28 protein-coding genes are annotated in these 24,710 nt (G+C 43.3%); 14 read left to right on the plus strand and 14 right to left on the minus strand.

The window, feature by feature from the left end:
• Positions 1 to 38: 38 nt before the first annotated feature.
• The 7 genes from CEW93_RS05950 to grpE all read right to left on the minus strand — a co-directional run bounded on the left by CEW93_RS05950 (position 39) and on the right by grpE (position 5,908).
• Positions 39 to 779 carry a DUF2063 domain-containing protein gene (locus tag CEW93_RS05950; RefSeq protein WP_089539535.1) on the minus strand — a complete coding sequence of 247 codons (741 nt, stop codon included), beginning with the start codon at positions 777 to 779 and terminating at the stop codon, positions 39 to 41.
• Positions 780 to 781: 2 nt separating this feature from the next.
• Positions 782 to 1,690: a DUF692 domain-containing protein gene (locus tag CEW93_RS05955; protein ID WP_089539536.1), complete on the minus strand. Its 909-nt coding sequence runs from the start codon at positions 1,688 to 1,690 to the stop codon at positions 782 to 784.
• A 19-nt stretch (positions 1,691 to 1,709) separates the two neighbouring features.
• The gene (locus tag CEW93_RS05960) at positions 1,710 to 2,096 is read right to left on the minus strand and encodes a rhodanese-like domain-containing protein (RefSeq protein ID WP_089539537.1); all 387 of its coding nucleotides are present in this window, start codon (positions 2,094 to 2,096) and stop codon (positions 1,710 to 1,712) included.
• 63 nt (positions 2,097 to 2,159) lie between these two features.
• Positions 2,160 to 2,534, minus strand: coding sequence for a hypothetical protein (locus CEW93_RS05965; RefSeq protein WP_089539538.1), 375 nt, complete (start codon positions 2,532 to 2,534; stop codon positions 2,160 to 2,162).
• Positions 2,535 to 2,770: 236 nt separating this feature from the next.
• Positions 2,771 to 4,696 (minus strand): molecular chaperone DnaK, encoded by a 1,926-nt coding sequence (gene dnaK, locus CEW93_RS05970; RefSeq protein WP_089539539.1) that lies wholly within the window; start codon positions 4,694 to 4,696, stop codon positions 2,771 to 2,773.
• Between the two features lie 178 nt (positions 4,697 to 4,874).
• Positions 4,875 to 5,375, minus strand: a complete 501-nt coding sequence (locus CEW93_RS05975) for a hypothetical protein (RefSeq protein WP_143822762.1) — start codon at positions 5,373 to 5,375, stop codon at positions 4,875 to 4,877.
• A gap of 2 nt (positions 5,376 to 5,377) precedes the next feature.
• Positions 5,378 to 5,908, minus strand: a complete 531-nt coding sequence (gene grpE / locus CEW93_RS05980; protein WP_089539541.1) for a nucleotide exchange factor GrpE — start codon at positions 5,906 to 5,908, stop codon at positions 5,378 to 5,380.
• Between the two features lie 128 nt (positions 5,909 to 6,036).
• Between grpE and rlmB the strand changes: the two genes are divergently transcribed.
• The 3 genes from rlmB to CEW93_RS05995 all read left to right on the plus strand — a co-directional run bounded on the left by rlmB (position 6,037) and on the right by CEW93_RS05995 (position 9,626).
• Positions 6,037 to 6,855, plus strand: a complete 819-nt coding sequence (rlmB, locus tag CEW93_RS05985; protein WP_089539542.1) for a 23S rRNA (guanosine(2251)-2'-O)-methyltransferase RlmB — start codon at positions 6,037 to 6,039, stop codon at positions 6,853 to 6,855.
• A 179-nt stretch (positions 6,856 to 7,034) separates the two neighbouring features.
• Positions 7,035 to 8,636 (plus strand): carbon starvation protein A, encoded by a 1,602-nt coding sequence (locus tag CEW93_RS05990; protein ID WP_089539543.1) that lies wholly within the window; start codon positions 7,035 to 7,037, stop codon positions 8,634 to 8,636.
• A 129-nt stretch (positions 8,637 to 8,765) separates the two neighbouring features.
• Positions 8,766 to 9,626, plus strand: a complete 861-nt coding sequence (locus CEW93_RS05995; protein WP_143822763.1) for a hypothetical protein — start codon at positions 8,766 to 8,768, stop codon at positions 9,624 to 9,626.
• 12 nt (positions 9,627 to 9,638) lie between these two features.
• On the opposite strand, the gene xerD is transcribed toward CEW93_RS05995, so the two are convergent.
• The gene (gene xerD, locus CEW93_RS06000; RefSeq protein ID WP_089539545.1) at positions 9,639 to 10,571 is read right to left on the minus strand and encodes a site-specific tyrosine recombinase XerD; all 933 of its coding nucleotides are present in this window, start codon (positions 10,569 to 10,571) and stop codon (positions 9,639 to 9,641) included.
• A gap of 8 nt (positions 10,572 to 10,579) precedes the next feature.
• Entirely contained in the window at positions 10,580 to 10,816 is a 237-nt protein-coding gene (tusA, locus tag CEW93_RS06005; RefSeq protein WP_089539546.1) for a sulfurtransferase TusA, read from the minus strand.
• A gap of 83 nt (positions 10,817 to 10,899) precedes the next feature.
• Here tusA and CEW93_RS06010 point away from each other — a divergent pair, with 83 nt between their 5' ends.
• A complete protein-coding gene (locus tag CEW93_RS06010; RefSeq protein WP_089539547.1) occupies positions 10,900 to 11,514 on the plus strand; it encodes a HEAT repeat domain-containing protein in 615 nt (204 codons plus the stop codon).
• Position 11,515: 1 nt separating this feature from the next.
• Here the strand turns inward: CEW93_RS06010 and CEW93_RS06015 are convergent, their stop codons facing one another.
• From CEW93_RS06015 to recN, 4 genes are read right to left on the minus strand one after another with little or no spacing between them, the layout of a single operon-like run.
• Entirely contained in the window at positions 11,516 to 11,968 is a 453-nt protein-coding gene (locus tag CEW93_RS06015) for a hypothetical protein (protein WP_089539548.1), read from the minus strand.
• The gene (gene ruvX, locus CEW93_RS06020) at positions 11,965 to 12,456 is read right to left on the minus strand and encodes a Holliday junction resolvase RuvX (RefSeq protein ID WP_089539600.1); all 492 of its coding nucleotides are present in this window, start codon (positions 12,454 to 12,456) and stop codon (positions 11,965 to 11,967) included. The genes CEW93_RS06015 and ruvX overlap by 4 nt, the downstream gene beginning before the upstream one ends.
• An 11-nt stretch (positions 12,457 to 12,467) precedes the next feature.
• Entirely contained in the window at positions 12,468 to 13,025 is a 558-nt protein-coding gene (locus CEW93_RS06025; RefSeq protein ID WP_089539601.1) for a YqgE/AlgH family protein, read from the minus strand.
• A gap of 7 nt (positions 13,026 to 13,032) precedes the next feature.
• Positions 13,033 to 14,709, minus strand: a complete 1,677-nt coding sequence (gene recN, locus CEW93_RS06030; RefSeq protein ID WP_089539549.1) for a DNA repair protein RecN — start codon at positions 14,707 to 14,709, stop codon at positions 13,033 to 13,035.
• 163 nt (positions 14,710 to 14,872) lie between these two features.
• Between recN and CEW93_RS06035 the strand changes: the two genes are divergently transcribed.
• The 6 genes from CEW93_RS06035 (at position 14,873) to CEW93_RS06060 (ending at position 20,312) form a co-directional block, all read left to right on the plus strand.
• On the plus strand, positions 14,873 to 15,790 hold the full coding sequence (locus CEW93_RS06035; protein WP_089539550.1) for a LysR family transcriptional regulator: 918 nt from the start codon (positions 14,873 to 14,875) through the stop codon (positions 15,788 to 15,790).
• A gap of 325 nt (positions 15,791 to 16,115) precedes the next feature.
• The gene (locus CEW93_RS06040; protein ID WP_089539551.1) at positions 16,116 to 16,367 is read left to right on the plus strand and encodes a hypothetical protein; all 252 of its coding nucleotides are present in this window, start codon (positions 16,116 to 16,118) and stop codon (positions 16,365 to 16,367) included.
• A gap of 198 nt (positions 16,368 to 16,565) precedes the next feature.
• Entirely contained in the window at positions 16,566 to 17,684 is a 1,119-nt protein-coding gene (locus CEW93_RS06045) for an RNA-guided endonuclease TnpB family protein (protein WP_089539552.1), read from the plus strand.
• Positions 17,685 to 17,861: 177 nt separating this feature from the next.
• On the plus strand, positions 17,862 to 19,058 hold the full coding sequence (locus CEW93_RS06050; protein ID WP_089539553.1) for an amino acid aminotransferase: 1,197 nt from the start codon (positions 17,862 to 17,864) through the stop codon (positions 19,056 to 19,058).
• 113 nt (positions 19,059 to 19,171) lie between these two features.
• Positions 19,172 to 19,705: a hypothetical protein gene (locus tag CEW93_RS06055; protein ID WP_143822764.1), complete on the plus strand. Its 534-nt coding sequence runs from the start codon at positions 19,172 to 19,174 to the stop codon at positions 19,703 to 19,705.
• On the plus strand, positions 19,698 to 20,312 hold the full coding sequence (locus CEW93_RS06060) for a hypothetical protein (RefSeq protein ID WP_089539555.1): 615 nt from the start codon (positions 19,698 to 19,700) through the stop codon (positions 20,310 to 20,312). The genes CEW93_RS06055 and CEW93_RS06060 overlap by 8 nt, the downstream gene beginning before the upstream one ends.
• Positions 20,313 to 20,324: 12 nt before the next feature.
• Here the strand turns inward: CEW93_RS06060 and CEW93_RS06065 are convergent, their stop codons facing one another.
• The gene (locus tag CEW93_RS06065; RefSeq protein WP_089539556.1) at positions 20,325 to 20,948 is read right to left on the minus strand and encodes a PH domain-containing protein; all 624 of its coding nucleotides are present in this window, start codon (positions 20,946 to 20,948) and stop codon (positions 20,325 to 20,327) included.
• Between the two features lie 451 nt (positions 20,949 to 21,399).
• On the opposite strand from CEW93_RS06065, the gene rpmI reads away from it, so the two are divergent.
• From rpmI to pheS, 4 genes are all read left to right on the plus strand, one after another.
• Positions 21,400 to 21,594, plus strand: coding sequence for a 50S ribosomal protein L35 (rpmI, locus tag CEW93_RS06070; protein WP_089539557.1), 195 nt, complete (start codon positions 21,400 to 21,402; stop codon positions 21,592 to 21,594).
• A gap of 14 nt (positions 21,595 to 21,608) precedes the next feature.
• Entirely contained in the window at positions 21,609 to 21,965 is a 357-nt protein-coding gene (gene rplT, locus CEW93_RS06075; protein ID WP_089539558.1) for a 50S ribosomal protein L20, read from the plus strand.
• A gap of 190 nt (positions 21,966 to 22,155) precedes the next feature.
• Positions 22,156 to 23,538, plus strand: a complete 1,383-nt coding sequence (gene hemN / locus CEW93_RS06080; protein WP_089539559.1) for an oxygen-independent coproporphyrinogen III oxidase — start codon at positions 22,156 to 22,158, stop codon at positions 23,536 to 23,538.
• A 116-nt stretch (positions 23,539 to 23,654) separates the two neighbouring features.
• Positions 23,655 to 24,692: a phenylalanine--tRNA ligase subunit alpha gene (gene pheS / locus CEW93_RS06085; RefSeq protein WP_089539560.1), complete on the plus strand. Its 1,038-nt coding sequence runs from the start codon at positions 23,655 to 23,657 to the stop codon at positions 24,690 to 24,692.
• The last annotated feature ends 18 nt before the right edge of the window (positions 24,693 to 24,710 follow it).

Genomic DNA, 24,710 nt, shown 5'->3' on the forward strand with positions numbered 1-24,710 from the left:
AAAACACTCCGTATGATTAAATTATCATTAAATAATAACTATTTATGATTAAACATCACCTGATTTTCTATTAATGTGTCAAATAAACTTTCCATATTATCTAGCAAAGCATTATCCAACTTAAAATATGCCACAATGTCATTTTTTAATGTCATCATATTATCATAAACTTTATCACTTTCTTGAATAAAGGTCAAAATAATAAAACTTATCACATTAATCGTCATAAAGGCGGTTTGGTGTTGATTGTCTTGTGATTGGCGATACACCAAAATAAATGTTTCTTGACAATCATCTGGCAAATAATCCACACTCATTTTATCTACCGCATACTGATAATGCAGCACCTGCAATGTGCCATTTAATGACAAACCATCAGCCAAAAACAGCTTTGGCTCTACGTTGGGCAGATTGTCCACATACAGCTCTATCCACTCATAATGAGCCAGCTCAGCGATGAATGCAGGCAAACCAAGCAAATCAATCACATCACCATTTTGCAGATAATCCACAAATTGCTGATTAATCTCACTAAAATAAGGGCTTGCCATATCGCCATGTTTGATAAATGACAATAACAGCTTTTGCCAAATATCATCATCCATCACTTGCTGACAGATGGGAAAGCATTGACTGATAAAGCCTGAAATGTTGTTATAAATCAAACGTTGGTATAATTGCCCAACTCGGCTTGGCATATTGTCGCCATCATCATGCGATTGTTTGCGGATATATTCGCCAAATTTATGCTGAAAGCTTTGTAAATGAACTGCATTCATGATTAAGCGGTTTTGTGATTGAGTGATTTTTGGGCGTGCGTTTGTTGTAATTCACGGATAAATTTGACTTCATGAATAAGCTCGCCAATATCAGGAAAATTAAAATCACGCTCCAAACAAGTAGGAATTTTGTCAGCAGTTTTGCCCGTACGCTGATAAATCTCATCATAAGCAACCGTTAATAATTCCCACACTTGCTCAATCACGCTCTCACCATGCGTGTCAATAATCAAACCATCCGTATCTACATAATGCCCCGCCACGTGTAAATAACAGGTACGTTCCAGTGGCAACTGACGCAGGTATTCATGTGGGTTAAATCCAAAATTTTGGCTATTGACAAAAATATTATTAACATCCAAATGCAACAAACAGTCCGCTTCTTCTACCACTGCTTTGATGAACTGAGCATCGCTCATCTCACTGCCATCAGAGCGATAATAATAAGAGGCATTTTCTAAGCCAATTTGTGTACCTAAAATATCTTGCACTTGTTTAATGCGATTGGCAACCCACATGACCGCTTCTGATGTACAAGGAATGGGCAACAAATCATACAAATGCCCTTTTTCATCACTACACCACGACAGATGTTCGGTAAATAAGCTCATGCCGTGCGACTGCATAAATCGCTGAATGTTTTTAACATGATTGATGTCTAACTCTTTGGTGCTGCCAATGGATAAAGATAAGCCATGACAGATAAATTCAAAACGCTCGGTATAAGGACGTAACATATCATCAAAACGCCCACCAACAATTCCAGATGAGTTTATCCAGTTTTCTGGGGCAACTTCAAAAAAATCAATATGCTGATTGATGAGCATTTGATTGTCTTGCATTTGCGACAGTAGTTCACGGCGAAAGCCCAAGCCTGCACCACAAAGAGTGCCTTTTGCATGATGTGTCATGATATGATTCCAATATTAATCATTGATAGCCTTGTCTGATGAGCTCATCATAACCGCCGTGATTGACAACATGAGTATAGCCCATATTTGTCAAAGTTTGGCGAGCGACTTCGGCACGGTTGCCACTGCGACAATATAGATGAATGGGTGCGTTTTTGTTAGGCTCAATGTCAGCGATTTTGTCAGCAATCATCTCTATGGGGATGTTTAAACTGTCTTTTAAATGTCCTGATTGGTACTCATGAAAAGTACGTACATCAATCCAAATGCCTGCCTGTTTTGGCTGGCTTTGCTGTTGTGTTTGGCTGTTTTGCTCTTGTTGAGCGGTTTGTGTTTCATGACTGGCAGAGCTGGTGCAAGCGGTCAATGCCATCAACATCGCCAAAATCATCGTCAATCGTTTCATGCCATACCTTAGATAAACAAGATGACAAAACCAAAAAGGCTTTGCCATCGTCAGACAAATCAATTATTTTGCACCACCACAGCTGGCGTTGGCGTTTTTATTGGCATGACCACCACAGCTGGCAGTTGCTGATTTTTCAGATTTTGCCCCACAACTGGCGTGAGCATTTTTATCTGCATGTCCGCCACAGCTGGCATGGGCAGTTTTGCCACCACATTTAGCCTCTCCGCATTTGGCTTCGCTAGATTTTGCTCCACCACATTTAGCCTCTCCGCATTTGGCTTCGGCAGATTTATGGGCATGGTTTTGATAGCCTTGTGCCATAGGTTTGGCGGTGGCCTGATTTTCCATTTGAGCACCGTTAGTTGCACATGCAGTCAAGCCAGTTGCCAATACGCTTGCCATGGCAAGACCTGTGATTTTTTTGGTGTTTGACATAAGTTGTCCTTACCTTAACATGAGTGAAAATTAAAATAACCATTGTATCACAAGTTTGTGATAAGAGTTAGACAATGCATGAGTGGGAAATCTTACAAAAAAATTAAAAATTTTTTAGCAGTTATCATTAAGTCCAAATACTCTAAATAATTTTTTAGATTTTTAATGGTTTTATATAATATAAATCTAAAAAAACACCGCCCATCTTTGAGCGGTGTTTTTGATTAAGACTAAGATTATTTGTCTTTGACTTCGGTAAACTCAGCATCCACCACGCCGTCATCTTTGGCTTGGCTTTGGCTTGCTCCTGCCCCTTGGGCAAAGTCTGTTGGGTTAGCTCCGCCTTGTTCTTGACTATAAATCTTAGTGCCGATTGGCAAGAAGGCGTTGTCAAGTGCTTCAAGTTTAGACTTGATTGCGTCCACATCGTCTTCTTTGGTGGCAAGTTCTAGCTCGCTGATGGCAGTTTCAACCGCTTTTTTCTCGTCATCAGTGGCTTTATCGCCATTTTCTTTGAGAGCTTTTTGAACGGCGGCAATGCGACCATCGGCTTCGTTACGAGCGTTTGCCAGCTCAGCAAATTTCTTATCCGCTTCGGCATTGGCTTCGGCGTTACGAATCATCTCTTCAATCTCGGCTTCGGACAGACCGCTGTCAGCTTTGATTTGGATGGATTGTGATTTGCCTGTGCCTTTGTCTTTGGCTGAGATATTCATGATACCATCAGCGTTGATGTCAAAGGTAACTTCAATCTGTGGTACGCCACGTGGTGCAGGCGGAATGTCAGTCAAGTCAAAGTTGCCCAAAAGTTTGTTTTGGTTGGCAATTTTACGCTCACCTTGATACACCTGAATGCTTACCGCAGGTTGGTTATCAGCAGCCGTTGAGAACACTTGTGATTTTTTGGTAGGAATCATGGTGTTCTTTTCAATAATCGCTGTCATCACACCGCCCATGGTCTCAATACCTAGGGTAAGTGGGGTAACATCAAGCAAAAGTACGTCTTTTTTGTCGCCAGAAAGTACCGCACCTTGAATGGCTGCACCTATTGCCACCGCTTCGTCAGGGTTCACGTCTTTGCGTGGCTCTTTGCCAAAGAATTCTTGCACTTTTTGCTGAACCAATGGCATACGGCTTTGACCGCCCACCAAAATCACATCATCAATGTCGCTGGCAGAAAGCCCAGCGTCTTCTAGGGCAATCTTACAAGGAGCGATGGTGCGAGCCACCAATTCTTCGGTCAAGGCTTCTAGCTTGGCACGGCTGATGGTAACAACAAGGTGCTTAGGACCTGTGGCATCTGCGGTAATATAAGGCAAGTTTACTTCAGTACTGGTCGCAGATGATAGCTCAATCTTGGCTTTTTCAGCAGCTTCTTTTAGGCGTTGCATTGCCAAAGGGTCGCCTTTTAGATTGACGTTTTGCTCTTTTTTGAACTCATCTACCAAGTAATCAATCAGAGCAATGTCAAAGTCTTCACCACCCAAGAAAGTATCCCCATTGGTAGAAAGCACTTCAAACTGCTGTTCGCCGTCCACATCAGCAATCTCAATGATAGACACGTCAAAAGTACCACCACCTAAGTCATACACAGCGATGGTGCGGTCGCCTTCTTTTTTGTCCATACCAAAAGCAAGGGCAGCAGCGGTTGGCTCATTGATGATACGTTTAACGTCCAAACCTGCGATTTTACCGGCATCTTTGGTGGCTTGACGCTGAGCGTCATTAAAATAAGCAGGTACAGTAACGACCGCTTCGGTTACAGGCTCGCCCAAATAATCTTCTGCGGTTTTTTTCATTTTTTTCAAAACTTCAGCAGAGATTTGTGGTGGAGCTTGTTTTTTGCCATTGACTTCTACCCATGCATCGCCGTTGTCAGCTTTGACGATTTTGTAAGGCACAAGTCCGATGTCTTTTTGCACCGCTTGCTCATCATAACGACGACCAATCAAACGCTTAACGGCAAATAAGGTGTTTTGTGGGTTGGTAACCGCTTGACGTTTGGCAGCTTGACCAACCAAGGTTTCACCGTCTTTAAAAGCGACAATAGATGGGGTGGTGCGAGCGCCTTCAGCGTTTTCAATCACTTTGACGTTGCTGCCTTCTAGGACTGCCACACAAGAGTTGGTTGTACCTAGGTCAATACCAATAACTTTACTCATAGTTTTTCTCCGATTTTCGTTTAGATTTTGGCTTTTGCCAAACTTGTTTGTTATATCTGTATCAAATTTTGCTTTTCAAGGGAAAACTTGACAAATTTTTAAAAATTTTTTTGGGAATTTTTTAGTTTTAAGCCATTGAAAATTAAAATAAAATCCCAAGGTGTTTTTTTTGATTTTGTCAAGGCGTGCATACTTTGCCATCAAAAGTGGCATGGCGGTTTAGGGTGTATTGTTTGCCATCATACCGCCACACCCCAAAGCAAAAACCACGTCCGCCCACCATCACATCAGGATAGCCATTTTTGCCCCGTGTGGATAAAGACTGATAAATGCCTGCCATCTCACCAATCAGCACCTGATAACTTGATTTATTTTGGCTCAGTAGGCTAAAACCTGTGCCTGTTACCCCATATTTAAAGACATTGCTGTCAGTGATAAGTACTTCGGGGGCGTTGTCGCCATTGATGTCTTTGACAAATTCAATGTTGTGTTTAGTCAAGGTGCAATCTTGTTCATCCCCCAAACAATTTACATCATAAAAATCGTATTGTTTGGGGCGGTATTCATAGCCCACGACATCAAAGATGGCGATGATGTCTTTTTGGGACAAACAATGCTCGCCCACAGCAAAACCGCCCAAGGCTTGACACATCATCAGTCCTATGGACAGCTCTCCCACCGTTAAGCCCCAACCATCACCATCGCAGGTCTTAGGGTGCGTTCGTTTAGGGTGTAGCCTTTTTGCAGCACTTGCCCAATCACGTCTTTTTCGGTGTCAGGCAGTACGCCTACCGCTTCATGGACATCAGGATTAAAGGCGTCGCCCACCGCCCCAACTGCCACCACGCCATTTTTTTCTAGCACGCCAAGCAAAGATTTATAGGTCAGCTCCACGCCCTCTTTGGTGGCGTCATCGGTGATGTTGGCAATGGCACGCTCTAAGTTGTCCACCACATCAAGCAGCTCTTTGGCGAATTTTTGTAGGGCAAACTTTTTGGCTTTGTCGGTTTCTTGCTCCATACGGCGTTGGGCGTTGTAGGACTCAGCATTGGCACGAGCTTGTGCTTCTTTGGCTTGTTTGACGTCGTTTTCCAAGCCTTCAATCTTAGCAATCAGTGCTTCTAGCTCGCTGGCGGTGGTATCAGCATTTTCGGCACTGTCGTTTTGGGTGTCGGTGCTTTGGGGGTTTTGGGATAATTCTTGCTCGCTCATGACATTTTGCTCACTAAAAATAAAATCCCTATCTTGATAAAGGTTCGGTGTGAAAATTTCAAGGCAATCATGAAAATTCTCACAAAACTGGGGTAAAATAAACACCACAAGCGTATCGGAAAACTTTTATGACCACCAAACACAAATCCAAAGCCACCCCAAAAAAATCCCAAAAGCATGACAAAAAAAAGCCTAGCACGCCCCATTTTTATGGCATTCACGCTGTCAAAGCGATTTTGTCCACACGTCCGCACGATGCTTTGGCATTGTTTGTACAAAGCTATGACAACCATACCAATCGTGAGCATGATGAGATTGTCGCCCTTGCCAAATCTGCTGGCGTGTCGGTACAGACTGCCCACAAAGACAGCCTAAATGAGCTGTGTGGTAGCACCCAACATCAAGGCGTGGTACTGTCGGCTCGCACCCGTCCTGTGCTAGATGAGCATACTTTGGACGATTTTGTTAGCGAGGACTCTGTGTTTTTGATACTTGACCAAATCACCGACCCACACAATTTTGGGGCAATCCTTCGCACATCTGCCGCCCTTGGTGTATCAGCTGTCATCACGCCACGTCATCAAAGTGTGGGACTAACACCTACCGTCGCCAAAGTGTCCGTTGGTGGGGCAGAAAGTGTGGCAGTGGTGGCAGTAACCAATCTGGCACGCTGTATTGAAACACTCAAAGCAAAAGGGGTGTTTGTGTTTGGTACGGCACTTGATGATACCGCCAAGCCCCTACAACGCTGTGATTTTAGCGGTAAAATCGCCATCATCATGGGCTCAGAAGGTGAAGGGCTTAGACGACTGACAGGCGAGCTGTGTGATACGCTCGTTTATATTCCGATGACCGACAGCACCCACCGCCCCCAAAGTCTTAATGTCAGTGTGGCAACAGGTATGGTACTGTGGGAGGTGATGAGAAACAGACACCCAAATCATTAAATATTTGCCATAAAAATCATGCTCATAAAAGCCGTAATCACCCACCAAATACCCCCTTGACGATGGGCTTTTAACATGACAAAATGAGATGATTTTTAGCAAAAATCTCACCTTCAACCCCAAAAAAACAACCGTCCAAACAGGGCGGTTTTATCAAACAACAACCCAAAGGAGCGGTTATGTTGTGGTTTTTCTTTTGTGTTGCCGTTTTGGTAACAGGTTATTTTGTTTATGGCAAAATTATAGAAAAAATCTTTGTCATCAACCCCAATAAAAACACGCCTGCCTACACCATGGCAGACGGCGTGGACTATATACCCATGTCCAAAGGACGCATTTGGCTCATTCAGCTACTTAACATTGCAGGCACAGGTCCGATATTTGGACCTATCTTGGGAGCGTTATACGGTCCTGTGGCAATGTTGTGGATTGTGCTGGGCTGTATCTTTGCGGGGGCAGTTCATGACTATATGTGTGGCATGCTTTCAGTACGCAACCGTGGGGCAAGTATGCCTTATTTGACAGGCAAATACCTAGGTCAACCCATCAAGCATTTTATCAACCTATTGGCGGTGGTTCTGCTGATACTGGTCGGTGTGGTTTTTGTGGCAAGCCCTGCCCAACTGCTTAGCTCCATCACCATGGACACCTTTGGTAGCGGTGCCACTGGTGCAGTTTCGGTGAACAATGCCGAAGCCATCACCCAAGCCACCCAAGCTGCCACCGATACCGCTTTTGGCATGACCAAAGAGATGATTATTGTGGTGTGGACGGCGATTATTTTTATTTATTATATCATTGCCACCTTGCTACCAATTGATAAAATCATTGGCAGAATTTATCCTTTCTTTGGTGGGCTACTGCTCTTTATGTCGCTGGGCATGACTTATGGTTTGGTCAAAAACGAGCTTGGCGGACAAGGCGATTATTTCTTTAATAGCATGGGCGGTCTTAGTGTAGAGAGCTTTTTTCAAAACTTACAACCTAAGGGGGATTTGCCCATCTGGCCTTTGCTGTTTTTAACCATCACCTGCGGGGCATTGTCAGGCTTTCACGCCACCCAAACGCCCTTGATGGCAAGATGTGCCATGAATGAGTCCGAAGGTCGCTTTATTTTTTATGGTGCCATGATTACCGAAGGCATCATCGCCCTGATTTGGTGTGCGGTTGGTATGTCTTTCTATCCTGATTTACCCAGCTTACAAGAAGCCATCAAAGCAGGCTCACCCTCAAAAGTGGTCTATGACAGCTCCATCGCTTATCTTGGAACAATCGGTGGCATCTTTGCAGTTTTGGGCGTGGTGGTACTGCCGATTACCTCTGGCGACACCGCATTTAGAGCAGCACGGCTTATCATTGCTGAGTTTTTAAACATGGAGCAACGCACGCTACTAAAACGTTTGTGGATTGCCATTCCGCTATTTGTGATTGGCTTTATCGTCTCAAAAGTGGATTTTCAGATTTTGTGGCGGTATTTTAGCTGGGCAAACCAAACCGTTGCGGTGGTCATGCTGTGGACGGCAGCAGGATATTTGTACCGTTATCGCAAATTCCACTGGATTTGCACGCTCCCTGCCATCTTTATGAGTACGGCGTGTTACACCTTCCTTGCTTATAATAAAATCGGCTTTGGGCTGGATTACACCCTATCGGTCTATATTGGTATTGGACTGACTGTTTTGACGGCATTGGCATTTTTTATGCTGGTCAAACGTGAAGCGGTGGCAGGCGACCCTGATGCCCTCGTGGTAGAACAAAAAATCTCCCACATCAAAGCCTAATATCCACCAACAAAAAACCGCTCTTTTGGGCGGTTTTTTATACACATTATGAAAATTTTTTATCAGTCAAACACACACCTTATTTTAAGATATAATCTAAAAGATAATGCAGCAAACCAAGGGCAATTCATGATACACAAACAACTCATCAAAGCCACCAACATCATTGCTCTGACAAGCATTTTATTGCTCATCTATTGTGTGTTTGCAATCATTTTGATTGTAGTATTTGACTTAAAAATATCTCAAACCAACATCAAAAACATCTTTGAGATGAGCCTTTTTGGCATTTTAATCATGTTGGTGGGGTCATTTATTTTAAATGTCATGCTCAACCTAACTTATATCGCCAAACAAAAAGAGTATCTCGCCAAGATAACCAATGACACTCAGCCCACTCAAACTTCGCTAAAACGCTATGTTGGTGCAATAATTATGGTGTTTTTGTTGCTTGTAGTTGGTCTGTTTTTTGGTGATTATTCCCTGCAACACAAAAGATTTGCACTCATGGAGCAATCAGCCCAACAACTGATACAAAGCCATCATGACGGCTTGGCGTTTTTGGAAAAATACCGTTTTGATGAAGCATGGATTAAACAAGTTTTGTTGCAAATTGAAATACTGCAAGCCACCAACACCAACATCAGACAAACCACCATCATCACCCCTGATAAGATTGGCGATAACAGCGTTTATCTTGCTTTTGGTGAATCAAAATCTGTACCCACGCACACAGGCACGCCCAGTCAAATTGATATTAGCAATCACAACATCACCTATTTAGACACACAGACCACAGATGGCACAAAAGAATATCTAAAAAAATCCGATTTTATTTTTACTACGGATACCACCACAAAAACCATCTTAGATGAAATGTTTGACGGTCGCACCACCCCGCACCAAAGCTTACAAAATGGCGATTATGAAATGTTTTATCCTTATCAAATCAATGGTAAAACCGTGGCAGTATTATATTTCTATGACTAAATGGAGCAATAATCAGCCCCTAGGGTGATGCTCTTCATGCAAACTTTGCAATCTGGCGGTCGCCACATGAGTATAAATCTGCGTGGTGGACAAATCACTATGCCCCAACAGTAACTGCACACTACGCAAATCCGCCCCATGATTGAGCAAATGCGTGGCAAAAGCATGACGAAGTGTGTGTGGGGATACATCGGTTTGAATGTCAGCAAGAGCAGTATATTTTTTAATCAAATGCCAAAAATTATGGCGAGTCATATAGCCACCCTGCTCAGTCAAAAACACCGCCTGACAGTCTGCTTTGCCAACAGGTTGTAGCTCACCACGGCGTACCAAATAGGATTTTAGGGCATTTAGGGCATATTCGCCAAGCGGTATCAGTCGCATTTTATTGCCCTTGCCAGTGATTTGTAGCCAGCCTGATGACAGATTCACCTCATCAAGCGACAGATTAACCAGTTCTGACACACGCAGTCCGCAAGCATACATGACCTCCAACATGGCTTTGTCACGCAGTCCCAAAATCGCTGTCGTATCAGGGCTGTCCAAAAGACGAGTGATGTCATCTTCTGAGAGTGTTTTTGGTAAGGGCTTGCCAACTTTGGGGTTTTTGATGTGCTCACAGGGATTATCCTCTCGCAAACCATCGCCCACCTGCCACAAAAAAAACTGTCGTAAACTTGCCAACATACGAGCTTGGGTGCGTGGAGACTTGTCTTGAGCGGTCAGATAATGCAGGCAGTTAATCACATCACTTTCTTGCCATTGGTTTAAGGGTTTGTCCGTGCTTTGCATACACACTCTTAAATCACGGATATAGGCATTGCGTGTGCGTGTCGCCAATCCCCGTGCCAACATGGCAATCCGAAACTCAGTCAAAAACGGTGGGTCGTCATCGGTGATGGTCAAAGATGGCAGGCGGGGTTTGGTGGCTCGGGTTTTACTCATGGCTGACCTTATTTTTTAGCAATCAAATAATGATACATCTCACCCTCTTGACTGTGTTCAAGCAGTTCATGCCCCAAATGACGACAAAAATTGGGAATGTCTCTGGTGGTGGCAGGGTCGGTCGCCAAAATCTTGATATGCTCGCCACTTTTGGCTTGGCGTATGGTTTTGTGCAGTAGCATAATCGGCTCAGGACATATCAGTCCTGTGGTGTCTAAGGTGTGGCTGATGGTTTGGGCGGTCATAAAATGTCCAAAAATGTTTTATCCAATAAAACATACATTATAATACATCACACCAAGCAAAACCATGACCATCAAAACACGCCATGAAACACACACCCATCATTCGCCTAAATGACAAATCCCTACCTGAACTTTTGGCACTGTTTATGGTAGAGATTGCCAATGACAGCGAGTATTATGATGAGTTGGCGTTTTGTCTGTTAAAAGACCATAGTCAGTGGACGCTTGAACACTTTGACAGCTTTTCATCAGTACGCCAATGTGCCATCATTCGGGCGTTATCTTGGGCGGATAAGGACATTGATTTTGATGGACTGGGCATTGACAGACAAGCGTTTTTATTGCCCTTACTAGACCGCTTTGATGACTGGGTCATATTTGCCACCATCAACTCACTTAGTGGTATCAGTCAGCCCCATTTGGATAAAATCGCCCCTTATCTACATCACGCCAATGCCTATGTACGCAGTGCCAGTGTGATTTATTTTGCCAAACGGCTGGGAATGGCGCACAAAGACGCACTCATCGCTTATCTTGACGACCCCCACCCGCTCATTAGAGAGACCGCCCTTGATGAGCTGGACGAGATGAACGAGCTTGGTGATGATGAGCTTATCAAGATTGTCAGTAACTGTCTCAATGATGACGACAACACAGTTAAAGATTTGGCAGCTTATATCATTGGTAGCAGGCGATAACTTAGGGCGTGGTGGTGTCTTGTAAAAATTTTAAAAACTTTTTTAAATTGACCCGAAATAGATAAGGCATACCAAACCACGCCATCATGGTCAAAAACACACTCATAAAAAATCGTGTTCCCACACCATCCACAGCATAAAACACCGCACTGATGATGCCACCGCCCACCCCTGTGGCTAAGATGAGTAGCAATATCCCCGCCTGCACCACTTTATAGCGTGAAAGTAGCCACCACAAATACACGCTCACAGGCACAGAAAAACCTATCAACACATAGGGCAAATAATGAAAGGCGACATAAATCAGCTGACTGTCTTTAAAACTTGCCATGCTTGCCAAAGTACCAAACACACAAAACGCCATCACTGCCATCAGCCCCAGATACACACTGATGTTAGCTAGCTTGATGGCATGGCTGATGAGTGCGATAAGGCGTTGTTTGTTGATGTTCATGGCTTATCCTTATCTGTACCAGCTTGGTCGTGATAGTTGCCCACATAAATGGCAAATTGTGGGGCATAAAAATAACCATCTAATAACACACAGGCTGCCACATCATCAATGGGCTGTTTTTCGTCTGTTATCCAACCACGCTCCCACGCAAGCGATTTGGCTTCTTGGGAACTAAGACGCTCATCATACAAAAATACTTTGGTAGGGATATGACGCTCACCCAAGCGGTGCGACAAACGCCGAGCAAACTTAGCAGCACGTTTGGTGAGCATGGATTGACTGCCGTCCATATTTAACGGCAAGCCCACCACAATCAGCCCCACCTGCCATGTCTGTATCATGCCAAGCAGATTTTCCCAATCAGGCTGACCATTATCCATCGCCAAAATATCAAATGGCGTAGGCTCTTGGGTCAGCGTATTTGCCATTGCCATGCCCATTTTTTTTGTGCCATAGTCCAGCCCTAGCACAACGATTGGTTTATCCATCTTGTTATCCATCAAGCCCGCCCAATTTGGTCGGTGTATTTATCAAGGTTAATGCCCAGCTTTTGATACGCCAAAGACAATCTGTCAGCAAAGTCCGCCCCAAACAAAATCTGTAAATCAGACGGACAAATCAGCCAATCTCCCTGCCTGATTTCTCGCTCTAACTGTCCTGCTTGCCAATTACAAAAGCCCATACATAGCAGATAATGAGACAACTCATCACAAGATAGGCGTTGCAAAATATCCTTACTGGTGGTCAAGCACACATTTTCACCAATCACAAAAGACGAACGATATTCAGGCAATCCTGTATGTAGCACAAAACCTGCCTCAGGTCTGACAAAACCGCCATGCATGGCAGGCGTGTTCATGTTTCTTTGGGAGCTAGGCAAATCCAGCTCATCTAAAATTGACCCCACCGAACCGATGTTTAATGGTTGATTGATGATAAAACCCCATGCCCCTTGTAAGGTATGCCGACACACATAAATGAGTGCATCAAAAAACCGTTCATCATTCATCGTGGGGCTAGGGATTAAGAAGTGGTGGGTAAGATTTTTAAAAGTCATGAGATTTTTAGGTTTTGGGTTTATTGATGTCATCAACCAAACTTTTTACATGAGCCAAAGTTGCATCTGTGATATTGACACCACCTGACATACGAGCCAGCTCTGTTAGTTTTGTGTCGTCATCTAGCACGCTGATTTGACTGGTGGTTTTTTCGCCATGTTCTTTATAAACCAACAAATGACGATGGGCAGCGGCGGCAACTTGGGCTTGATGTGTGATGGCAAGCAGTTGCTGATGAGCACCCAAACTGCGAAGTAGCTCCCCCACCACCTGAGCGGTCGCCCCACTGATACCCACGTCCACCTCATCAAACACCAATGTCGGACAAGCAACGTTCTCTTTGCCTGCCACCAACACTTGCATGACCAACGCCATCCGAGACAGCTCACCACCTGATGCAACTTTATGCAAAGGTTGAGCGGGCATACCGACATTCGCACTAAACAGCAAAGAAATGTCATACATGCCATGTGTGCTGTACTGCTCTTGGGGTTTTTTGACAAAGACAAACTCACAATGAGCATTGGGTAGAGCAAGTTTGACAAGTTCTTGTTGGAGCTGCTGACAGACCACAGGGGCAGCCGTTTGACGAGCGGTGTTTAACTTGTTGGCACACGCCACATATTGTTCATAAGCTTGCAAAACTTCTTTGTCTAGTGTGTCGCCATCTGGCATATTTTCTAAGCGGTCAAGCTCATCTTGCCAATTTTTGGCTTCATCAGACAGCTCATTAGGCAGTAGCTGATATTTTTTTGCCAAGCGGTGCGACAGTCCCATGAGCGTATTTAGCTCATCTAGGCGTGCCTCATCAGGCAAAGACTGCTCAGCATAATCACTCAGGCGTGAGATAACATCATCTATTTGCTCGCTGGCAATCATCAACGCTTGACTGCATTCATCAAACACACGGCTTGTATCAGCATGATTATCACAGATTTTCATGGCTTTGGCAAGCAAGTTTCGCACGCTTGGCACATCATCATTATCTAATGCCACCACTGCTGATACGGCATCTTGCATGAGATTTTCAAGGTTGGACAGCTCATCGTATTCGCTTTCTATTTCGTCCAAATCCACACCCAAAAGTGGCTCTACATCACTTAGCTTGCTGCTAAGTAGTGCCATGCGGTCAGCACGTTGGGCGGACATGGCGTGTGTTTCATCAGCTTGTTTTTTTAGAATTTGCCAATGATGATGGCTGTCTTTGGTGGCTTGTTTTTGGGTGGTTAGTCCCCCCATGCTGTCCAACCAATCCACCACAAATTGCGGTTTTAATAATGCCAGTCCTGCATGCTGTGAGTGAATATTTACCAAAATATGACCCAAAGATTTAAGCTCACTGATACTCGCTGGCACACCATTTATCCATGATTTTGAGCGTCCATTTGCCCCCACTTTACGGCGAATGAGTAAGGTGTCATCAAACTCTCGCTCATGTTGAGCAAACCACGCCTGCACCACAGCATTATCCGTTACATCAAACTCACCAAACACGTCCGCTTCATTTGCCCCATGACGCACAAGCCCTGCGTCCGCTCGCTCCCCCACACACAAAGATAATGCATCTAAAATGAGCGACTTACCTGCACCTGTCTCGCCTGTGATGACATTAAACCCCCCATCAAAACTGACTTCGTGGCGGTCTATGAGTGCTAGGTTATTTAAAGTTAAAGATATGAGCATGAATAACTCTCCAAAGTGTTTGCCCCATCATGCAAAAATCAAGCCGTTTATCATAATGCACCAAGATGATTTTAGCAAATGAAAATATCAACCGCCAAAAACACTTGTCAAGCAAAAATTATCATTTATAATATCTACTTATATATTTATCAAGGTAAATAATATGAGTACCACCCTACGTCAGCTAAAAGCCTTTGTGCTTGTTGCCGAACAAAACAGCTTTACCAAAGCCGCCGAGTCTTTGTGCCTGACCCAATCTGCTTTAAGCGGACTGATTAAAGAGCTAGAACAAAACCTTGATGTCAAGCTGTTTGACCGCACCACACGCAAATTACACCTGTCAGATGCAGGGGGACGACTGCTCCCTCAGGCTCGCCGTGTGCTTAATGAGATGGCGGTACTCAACGAACAAGTTGCCAGCCTAAAATCATTGCAACAAGGGCACGTTCATTTGGCGGTCTCTCAGCAGCTGTCCGCATCCACCATGCCAAAATTTATTGCCAAGTTTTGTGAATTACACCCAAATATTGAAGTAACGCTCACCGACTGCTCGGTAGACGATGTTGTGCGTCATATTGAAAACTTGGAAGCGGATTTGGGCATTGCTCCTGAGCGGTCATATAGCGATGATTTGCACGCCGATACTTTGTTTAGCTCACCGTTTTATCTGGTGCTACCAACCAGCCACCCATTCGCCCAAAAAGATGAGCTGTCATGGACTGATTTGTTAAATGAACGCCTGATTACCTTAAATGGTCCTTTTATCAAGGCATTACAAACAGAACTACCATCGGACATTTCTAGCCATATTTTTAACTCAGATTTTGAAGTAAACTTCTTATCTACCGCACTTGGCATGACACGCATGGGACTTGGGGTAACGCTATGTCTTCTGTATGCTGCCGAATGGGTGGAGCAAAATGGACTGACCATGCGACCGATTACCGACCCTGTGGTGGAGCGTAAATTTTTACTTTATACCCACAAAAACCGCTCGCTGTCGCCTGCTTCTTTGGCATTTAAAGAGTTTTTGATTGCCAATGCTCATGAGTTTTTGGTCAGCCAACCCAGCACCATCTGATGATACTCAATAATTATACAATCTCATAAAAAAATTTAGCAGAAAATCCTTGATACTAATGTGGTATTATGTTAATCTATCTGTATAGAAACTAATCAATGCCAAGATTGCCAACCATAAATGACAACGCCCCTAAGTTCACAGACGATGGTTGGATTGACATGAAAATACTCAGAAAATTTGTTTACGAGAAAGAAAAGGCAATCCGAACATTATCAATATGCTTGTCAAAGACATCATGACAATGCCAAAATTTTTAGAGTATGTCAAACAAAGACAATCATCAGATGATTTAAACAACCGCCCCAATGATAAGGAGTAAATCATGAGCGACATCAACCATCAAGAGTTTTATGAGTTCTTTCAGCAAAAAGTGGCAGAAAATCCACAAATGAGCATTGAACAAGCAATGACTGAGTTTCAGGCAAGTCAGCAGTTAAAAAAAGAAACTCAATCTACCAATGAAGATGTTCACATTGAACCTAGTGAATACATCAAATCAAACCTAAATCAAGAGCAGCTTGACAGATTTATCACTACTGACATTCAAAAGCAACAAGGCGTGCCAGTACACTAATCTCAAAACCCATCTGATGATGGGTTTTTTAATGCATTGTTGATATAAAGACGGATTAAATTTTTATTAAATTTTATCATCCTTTGCCGTAAAACCACCAACTTTAGGCAGTGGATATAAGGCAACTTCATAGCTATGCTTACGCATGAATATTGTTTGGTGTTGTACTCTTACATTTTTAATGATAAAATGTAAGGCATGAAACATCGTGCTTATAAATTCCGCTTTTACCCAACCGATGAACAAATAAAACTGCTTGCTCAAACCTTTGGTTGTGTGCGGTTTGTCTATAACACGATTTTGCGTTGGCGTACTGATGAATACTACCAAAGCAAAGCCAAAATTGGCTATATTCAAGCCAATGCTAGATTGACATGGCTTAAAAAACAGCCAGAATTTGCTTTTTTGAATGATGTGTCCAGTGTTGCTTTGCAGCAAGCTCTTAGACACCAACAAACGGCTTTTAAGAACTTCTTTGAGGGTCGCGCTAAGTATCCAACATTCAAAAAGAAAACTCATAAGCAATCGTCAGAATTTACCAAAAGTGCCTTTAAATACACAGACGGCAAAATCTACATTGCCAAAAGCAAAACACCGCTTAATGTTTGTTGGTCTAGGCAACTGCCAAGTAAGCCTAGCACCATCACCATTTCCAAAGACTGTGCAGGACGCTATTTTGTATCGTGCCTGTGCGAATTTGAAAACCAAATTTTGCCAAAATCTGATACCGTCGTTGGTATTGATGTTGGCGTTAAACACCTGTTTGTTGCCAGCAGTGGTCTCAAAATTGACAATCCTCGCCTGACAGCCAAATACGCCATCAAACTTACCAAAGCCCAAAAAGCTCTGAGCCGTAAAAAGCTCGGTTCGGCTAATCGTGCCAAAGCTCGTTTGAAAGTAGCTCGTATTCATGCCAAAATTTGTGATTGTCGGTTGGATAACTTGCACAAGTTATCTCGTAAATTAATCAACGAAAACCAAGTGATTTGTGTTGAATCGCTGCGTGTAAAAAACATGATTAAAAACCCCAGATTAGCCAAACACATTGCTGATTGTGCTTGGGGAGCTTTCTTAACCCAATTAGAGTACAAAGCCGATTGGGCAGGGCGAACACTTGTCAAAATAGACCAGTTTTTCCCCAGTTCTAAACGTTGCTGTAATTGCGGTTTTACTTTGCCTTTTTTAAGCCTTGATACTCGCCATTGGGATTGCCCTGAGTGCAAAACCACACATGACAGAGACATCAATGCTGCTAAAAACATTTTAACCGCAGGGCTTGCGGGGTTAGCCTTTGGAGAGAATGTCAGTCTTGTGTAGTCAGTCTGCATAAGCAAATCTCGTTGAATTAGGAAATACCTAGTAGTGATACTGGAAATCCCCGAACGATAGGGAGGGGAGAAGTCAAAAAAAATTCCTGCACAAAAAGGCGATTTTACGTTATACTGATGAGATTTGGTATCTTGTGTTTTTTCACTCACAACCTAAGGAAATCCTATGTTTGAACACGTTACCCCCTACGCTGGCGACCCAATTTTGGGCTTGATGGACAAATTTGCCAATGACCCACGCACCGACATCAAAGTCAATCTTGGTGTGGGCGTGTATTATACCGAAGATGGCAAGCTGCCCGTGCTTGAATGCGTCAAAACCGCCGAAAGCCAAATTGCCAACCCACCCCGCCCCCGTGGCTATCTACCAATGGATGGCTTGGCAGGCTACAAAAAAGCGTGCCAAAACTTACTGTTTGGGGCAGACAGCGACGTACTCAAACAAGGACGTGTGGCGACCATTGCCACTTTGGGGGGTTCTGGAGCATTAAAAGTGGGGGCAGACTTTATTCACGAGTGGTTCCCATCTGCCAAATGCTATGTGTCTGACCCGACATGGGGCAACCACATCAGCATCTTTGAAGGTGCAGGCATTGAAGTGGGCAAATATCCTTATTATGATGGGGCGACCATTGGTGTCAAATTTGATGACATGTGCAAGTTTCTTAAAGACTTAAACAAACATGATGTGGTACTTTTACACCCATGTTGCCACAACCCTACTGGCGTGGATTTGACTAATGAGCAATGGGACAGCTTGCTTAGTATCATCAAAGACAAAGAGCTTATCGCCTTTATGGACATCGCCTATCAAGGCTTTGGTGAAGACATGGAAGGTGATGTGTACGCCATTCACCGTGCCGTAGAGATGGGTTTGAACATTTTTGTTTCCAACTCATTTTCCAAAAACCTATCACTTTATGGTGAGCGTGTTGGCGGTCTGTCAGTGGTCTGTCCCACCAAAGAAGAAGCAGATACTGTCTTAGGTCAGCTAAAATTTACCGTCCGCCGTATCTATTCTAGCCCACCAGCTCATGGTAATGCGGTGGTGGATATTGTGATGAATGATGAAACGCTTTATAATCAATGGGTTGGTGAAGTCTATGAAATGCGAGACCGTATCCGTGATATGCGTCAAAAACTCCAAGACACCCTAAGTGCCAAGCTGCCCGAGCGTGATTTTAGCTATTTTACCAAACAACGTGGTATGTTTAGCTTTACAGGGCTAACCAAAGAGCAAGTCATTCGCCTAAGAGACGAATTTGCTGTTTATATGGTAGAAAATGGGCGTATGTGTATTGCCGGCTTAAACAACAAAAACGTTGAGTATGTCGCCAATGCCATGGCAGAAGTGCTAAAATAAACCCAAAAAAGCCATTTGCGTATGCAAGTGGCTTTTTATTACAAGCAATTTATCACGAGCGGATTGATTGCAACACCAATTTATCACCACTAATTATCGCAACTTAAGTTTACATGGCAAAATTACCGCCTACGCTTTGCCGTCTGCTTATGGCACTGACACGCCGTTTATTGCGTTTTGGCGTATTTGTATTGTGCTGGGCATTATGTGCCACGCTGTATTATCAGTTTGCCAAGCCTGATTTTAGACCTGCCACCCATATAAAACATTTTGGTATTTGTGCTGACAAAATAAGTGATAGCCCCAGCGATTATCCCATCCATCCCTTAGAGCAAATCAGACAAAACCCCAACGCTTATCGGCTGTGTGATACACCTAGGCAATGGCAATCTGACAATGTCTTACGCATGGAGCTTAGCCAAAACAGCGATGGCAATTGGCATTTAAAACAGTGGACGGATAGCATGGGCGATCCGTTTGAAACCATCTATCTCCTAGATGGCAATGCCATCACCCCGTTGTTTTATCGTACAGGCACACAGATGACACAAGCAATGAGCATATTTTTTGGGTTGTTCTTAGGTTTGGGGCTAAGCAAACTTTTTTGGTGGTTTTGGTATAACTTTTATAAAAAATCTGATGAATAACCTATCTTGCTTTTTACAAAAACAGTGGCAAAGTCTTTGGCAGGGCGATGATTATACTGTCTTGTTTGATACACTCATGACACACTACCAGCAAAGCCACCGTCATTATCACAACCTAACACACTTGCATGAATGTTTTGCTTATTTTGATGACATCAAACATCAACTAAAAAGCCCCAAAGTGGTCGCTTTGGCACTGTTTTATCATGATGTCATCTATCAGCCCAAAAGTAGCAGTAACGAACAAGACAGTGCCAACTTTGCCAAATCTGCATTATCTGGTAAAGTGACCGAAAATGAGCTAGACACAATCTATCATTATATCTTAACCACTCAAGATCACAAAAACACCTTGGGCGATGGCGATTTGGATTATCTATTGGATATAGATTTGGCGATTTTGGGGGCGGATTGGCAACGTTTTATGCAATATAATCACCAAATCCGTCAAGAATACAGCCATGTTCATACTTGGTTTTATACCCTAAAACGCCGCCAAATCCTCAAAATGTTTTATCAGCAATCACCACTATTTTTGACACCCTATTTTTATCAGCTCCTTGAGCAAAAAGCAAAAGCCAATCTAAAACACGCACTCACCACCTAAACAAACCTCCAATCAGCCACGCAAATAATGCTCAAATACTGCCCCAAAATCATATTGGCGAATGTGTAACAAACGCTCATGATAGCTTGATTCTACTTGGTGTGTGGTTTGATTGATGATGTCAGGCAAATTTAAAATCACCGTTTCAGGCAACGCTTTTAGACCAAACATCCCCACCACACTATCAAAGGATTTGTTTAAAATATGCTCATTTTGCTTGATGGTGGCACATTTATCAGCGATGGCACTTAGGGCTTTATAAATATCACGCACGCCTTCTATTTGGGCTTTATCAATATCAATGCTAAACGCCATACCACCCAAACTAAATTTTAGCTCCACATCCAAATCCATCGTGCCTGCGGTCTCTATCATCACATCACTTGGGGCATAATGGCGGTAGGGATAGCGTTTGAGCAAGCGTTTTTTGCTTGTGGCAGACTGTCCGTCCAGATGGATAAACGCCAAATTGGTAAAGCAATATTCGTCTGATTTGGATTTGATGACAAAATAAATTTTTTCGTTGTCTTCATGAAAAATATAATCATCAATGTCAGTTTGGTTAAACTGGCTTGGCGGTATGATTTTACCAATATCGGATAAACCTAAGGCATCTGAGGCAAAACTTTTAAACATAAAATCTCTCCTGTGTGATTAATACAAACCATCATATCAATCTTAAAAATAATTGTAAATACCACAAATCAGCTCCTAGACACACACTCATCACATCAAGCCCAAAAATTCACCTAATTTATGTTGTGATAACCAAAACATTATGTGCATAAGGATAAATGCACATCAAAATTGGCAATAATTTACCCATACTGCCATTAATAAAATTTTATTGATGACTAATAAAGCCATTAAAAAGCACCAACACTCTCTTGTCTGTTTTTAACACCACAAAACACTCAATGCTCATCAGATACAAAATGATAATCAGCTCGTTTAAATACAAACAACCAACAGTAAACAATTCTTGCAATTTGCTCAATAATGCCCTATAATAGCCGTCCCACCTTCCGCTAATCCAAATTAGCAAAAAGGTTGATAATCGGATAACCGATTTTTATTTAAAGAGGCTATTATGAAACTAAAAACCAAACGTGGTGCGGCAAAGCGTTTCAAAAAAACCGCAAACGGCTTCAAACGCAAGCAAGCGTTCAAACGCCACATTCTCACCAAAAAATCTCCTAAGCGTATCCGCCAACTTCGTGGTTGTGTCATGGTTCATGTCGCTGACGTTCCATCAATCCGCCGTATGTGCCCTTATCTATAATTTAGGAGAATAAAATGGCTCGTGTAAAACGTGGTGTACAGGCAAATCGCCGTCATAAAAAAGTACTTGCTCGTGCAAAAGGTTACTACGGAGCTCGCTCTCGTGTGTATCGTGTTGCCGTTCAAGCCGTGATGAAAGCAGGTCAATATGCTTATCGCGACCGTCGCAACAAAAAACGCTCTTTCCGCCGTCTGTGGATTGCTCGTATCAATGCAGGTGCTCGCCTAAATGGCTTGTCTTATAGTCGTCTTATCAATGGCTTAAAAAAAGCAAATGTTGAGATTGACCGCCGTATCCTAGCAGACATTGCCATGCATGATGCAGCAAGCTTTACTGTCATCTGCGAAAAAGCAAAAACTGCTTTGGCATAATCTGCCACACGCATAAAACCTGCCTTTGAGCAGGTTTTTTTTGTTGAACAGTCCGACCCATCAAAACTGACATCACAAAATCATCATCAATGCTGGCTGATGTTTATTTTATTTATACTACTGAAAATTAATGGTTTTTGTAGTAAAATAGACTAAAACAAACATACCCCACAGCCATCATTTGACAGCCATGAACACAGCCCATTTTGCGTCCGTTAGTTTTGATGAAGCCCTAATTCAAAAATACAACCATCAAGCCCCACGCTATACGTCCTACCCCACCGCCTTAGAATTTGCTCCGATGGCAGATGGGGCAGAAGAGCAGATTTTACAAAATCGCGACCTTGACACGGCTTTGTCGCTGTATGTCCACATTCCATTTTGTCGGCATTTGTGCTATTACTGTGGCTGTAACAAAATCATCACCAAAAAAAACAGTGATGCTGGCGACTATTTGGATTATTTATTTGCTGAAATTTTGCACAAAAAATCGCTCTTATCAGGCACGCCAATTGTCAAACAAATCCACTTAGGAGGTGGCACACCCACTTTTTTAAGCGATGATGAACTCACCAAACTTTGGCAGTTTTTACAAACACATTTTACACTTGACCCAAACGGCGATTATTCCGTTGAGATTGACCCCAGAGAACTTCGCCCTGACACCTTACCCATATTAAAATCATTGGGGGTAAATCGCTTGTCTTTTGGGGTGCAAGATTTGGATGAAACGGTACAAATCGCTGTCAATCGTGTTCAGCCTGTCGCTTTGATTAATGCGGTTATGGCAGATGCAAAAGCTCTTGATTTTGGTTCTATCAATGTAGATTTGATTTATGGACTGCCCCATCAAACCCCCAAAAGCTTCGCCCAAACGCTAGATGCCATCATCGCTTTATCGCCTGAGCGTTTGTCGGTGTTTAACTACGCTCACCTGCCTGAGCGTTTTGCTCCCCAAAAACGCATTCGTGGTGATGACCTACCAAGCCCCAACGACAAACTTGCCATGTTTAAAAACGCCATTTTAAGCCTAACATCAGCAGGTTATCAATATGTGGGTATTGACCATTTTGCCAAACCAGATGATGAGCTGGCGGTCGCTCAACGAGCTGGTAAGCTTCACCGCAATTTTCAAGGTTATACCATCTTGGGCGAGTGTGATTTGTTAGGATTTGGCGTGTCGTCCATCAGCCAAATCGGTCAGCACATCACCCAAAATCCCACCGCCTTGGCAGATTATCAAGCAAAAATCAATGCCCACGTCCTGCCTGCGGTCAAACACATACAAAGCAATGACAAAGATGCTCTACGCAAAGATGTGATTATGGGTTTATTGTGTCATGACCGCTTGGTATTTGATGACTTAGACGCACGTTTTGGCATAGACAGCAGACAGTATTTTGCCAAAGAGCTGGCACAACTGCAAAAAATGGCAAACGATGAGCTACTGAGCATCAGCGATTGGGGCGTGCAAATCCTACCCAAAGGGCGTATTTTGGCTCGTCATGTGGCTGCTGTTTTTGATGAATACTTAACCCACAAATCTCCCCAACGTTTTTCAAAAGTCATCTGATTGCCACCATTTCGCCTAAAAATCCGACAAAATGTTGAATTTTTCAGATAAAACATTGCTAATACGTTGATAATTCTTTAAAATATCGTGAATTTTTGTAAACTTTTAAGCCAAATATGAATACAATAACCATTCCTAACCTAGCCAGCGAACAACTGACTAAGCTGACCGAACAAGACTTTACTCAATTTGGTGAGCGTGTGCTTGAACTGATTGCCAATACTCATGATGAAAAAAGCCTGTCAGAACTTCGTGCATTATTACAAGGCAAAAAATCCCCCATCAGTGCCTTATCTAAACAAATGGGGTCGCTAGACGCTGACGGCAAAAAACGCTATGGGGCATATCTGCACGAGCTACGCACACGCATCGGCAGTGCCTTTGATGAGCAAAACGACAAACTTGCCAAACTTGCCCTACACGCCAAACTTGCCAGCGAGCAGATTGACATCAGCCTGCCAGCTCGCCACATCACCCAAGGCGGACTACACCCCATCACGCTCACCACCGAACGCATGAAACAGTTTTTTGTCCAAGCAGGATTTAGCGTGGCGACAGGTCCAGAAGTAGAGAGCGATTATTATAATTTTGAAGCACTCAATATCCCAAGCCATCACCCTGCTCGTGCCATGCATGACACGTTTTATTTTGATGCCCATTATTTGCTACGCACGCACACCAGTAGTGTTCAGATTCGCACGATGGAAAACAGCGAGCCACCTTTGCGTATCATTTGCCCAGGACGAGTGTATCGATGCGACAGCGACCAAACGCACTCACCCATGTTTCACCAAATGGAAGGACTGATGATTAGCAAATCCAGCAGTTTTGCCGAGCTCAAAGGGGTGATTCATGAGTTTTTAAATGCGTTTTTTGGCAAAGAGCTGACCGTACGTTTTCGCCCTTCGTTTTTTCCATTTACTGAGCCGTCCGCCGAAGTGGATATTTTATCCGATACTGGCAAATGGCTAGAAGTGCTTGGCTGTGGCATGGTACACCCCCAAGTGCTACGCAACTGTGGCATAGACCCTGAGCAGTACACAGGCTTTGCCTTTGGGCTGGGGATTGAGCGATTTGCCATGTTGTATTATGGCATTGATGATTTAAGGGTGTTTTTCCAAAACGATGTCCGCTTTTTAAAACAATTTGCCTAAACAGCAACCGAAGCGAGC

It is taken from the genome of Moraxella sp. VT-16-12 (assembly GCF_002224245.2).
Classification (GTDB): domain Bacteria; phylum Pseudomonadota; class Gammaproteobacteria; order Pseudomonadales; family Moraxellaceae; genus Moraxella.

Bases quoted from the DNA above. Each gene is read 5' to 3' on its own strand.
- CEW93_RS06010 (WP_089539547.1), top strand. From the start codon at position 10,900: ATGAAACACACACCCATCATTCGCCTAAATGACAAATCCCTACCTGAA.
- xerD (WP_089539545.1), bottom strand. From the start codon at position 10,571: ATGAGTAAAACCCGAGCCACCAAACCCCGCCTGCCATCTTTGACCATC.
- hemN (WP_089539559.1), top strand. From the start codon at position 22,156: ATGAACACAGCCCATTTTGCGTCCGTTAGTTTTGATGAAGCCCTAATT.
- CEW93_RS06040 (WP_089539551.1), top strand. From the start codon at position 16,116: ATGAGCGACATCAACCATCAAGAGTTTTATGAGTTCTTTCAGCAAAAA.
- rplT (WP_089539558.1), top strand. From the start codon at position 21,609: ATGGCTCGTGTAAAACGTGGTGTACAGGCAAATCGCCGTCATAAAAAA.
- CEW93_RS05990 (WP_089539543.1), top strand. From the start codon at position 7,035: ATGTTGTGGTTTTTCTTTTGTGTTGCCGTTTTGGTAACAGGTTATTTT.
- ruvX (WP_089539600.1), bottom strand. From the start codon at position 12,456: ATGGATAAACCAATCGTTGTGCTAGGGCTGGACTATGGCACAAAAAAA.
- CEW93_RS06035 (WP_089539550.1), top strand. From the start codon at position 14,873: ATGAGTACCACCCTACGTCAGCTAAAAGCCTTTGTGCTTGTTGCCGAA.
- CEW93_RS05965 (WP_089539538.1), bottom strand. From the start codon at position 2,534: ATGTCAAACACCAAAAAAATCACAGGTCTTGCCATGGCAAGCGTATTG.
- grpE (WP_089539541.1), bottom strand. From the start codon at position 5,908: ATGAGCGAGCAAGAATTATCCCAAAACCCCCAAAGCACCGACACCCAA.
- CEW93_RS06065 (WP_089539556.1), bottom strand. From the start codon at position 20,948: ATGTTTAAAAGTTTTGCCTCAGATGCCTTAGGTTTATCCGATATTGGT.
- rlmB (WP_089539542.1), top strand. From the start codon at position 6,037: ATGACCACCAAACACAAATCCAAAGCCACCCCAAAAAAATCCCAAAAG.
- recN (WP_089539549.1), bottom strand. From the start codon at position 14,709: ATGCTCATATCTTTAACTTTAAATAACCTAGCACTCATAGACCGCCAC.
- CEW93_RS06055 (WP_143822764.1), top strand. From the start codon at position 19,172: ATGGCAAAATTACCGCCTACGCTTTGCCGTCTGCTTATGGCACTGACA.
- tusA (WP_089539546.1), bottom strand. From the start codon at position 10,816: ATGACCGCCCAAACCATCAGCCACACCTTAGACACCACAGGACTGATA.
- pheS (WP_089539560.1), top strand. From the start codon at position 23,655: ATGAATACAATAACCATTCCTAACCTAGCCAGCGAACAACTGACTAAG.
- CEW93_RS05955 (WP_089539536.1), bottom strand. From the start codon at position 1,690: ATGACACATCATGCAAAAGGCACTCTTTGTGGTGCAGGCTTGGGCTTT.
- CEW93_RS05960 (WP_089539537.1), bottom strand. From the start codon at position 2,096: ATGAAACGATTGACGATGATTTTGGCGATGTTGATGGCATTGACCGCT.
- CEW93_RS06060 (WP_089539555.1), top strand. From the start codon at position 19,698: ATGAATAACCTATCTTGCTTTTTACAAAAACAGTGGCAAAGTCTTTGG.
- dnaK (WP_089539539.1), bottom strand. From the start codon at position 4,696: ATGAGTAAAGTTATTGGTATTGACCTAGGTACAACCAACTCTTGTGTG.
- CEW93_RS06025 (WP_089539601.1), bottom strand. From the start codon at position 13,025: ATGACTTTTAAAAATCTTACCCACCACTTCTTAATCCCTAGCCCCACG.
- CEW93_RS05950 (WP_089539535.1), bottom strand. From the start codon at position 779: ATGAATGCAGTTCATTTACAAAGCTTTCAGCATAAATTTGGCGAATAT.
- CEW93_RS06045 (WP_089539552.1), top strand. From the start codon at position 16,566: ATGAAACATCGTGCTTATAAATTCCGCTTTTACCCAACCGATGAACAA.
- CEW93_RS05995 (WP_143822763.1), top strand. From the start codon at position 8,766: ATGATACACAAACAACTCATCAAAGCCACCAACATCATTGCTCTGACA.
- CEW93_RS06015 (WP_089539548.1), bottom strand. From the start codon at position 11,968: ATGAACATCAACAAACAACGCCTTATCGCACTCATCAGCCATGCCATC.
- CEW93_RS06050 (WP_089539553.1), top strand. From the start codon at position 17,862: ATGTTTGAACACGTTACCCCCTACGCTGGCGACCCAATTTTGGGCTTG.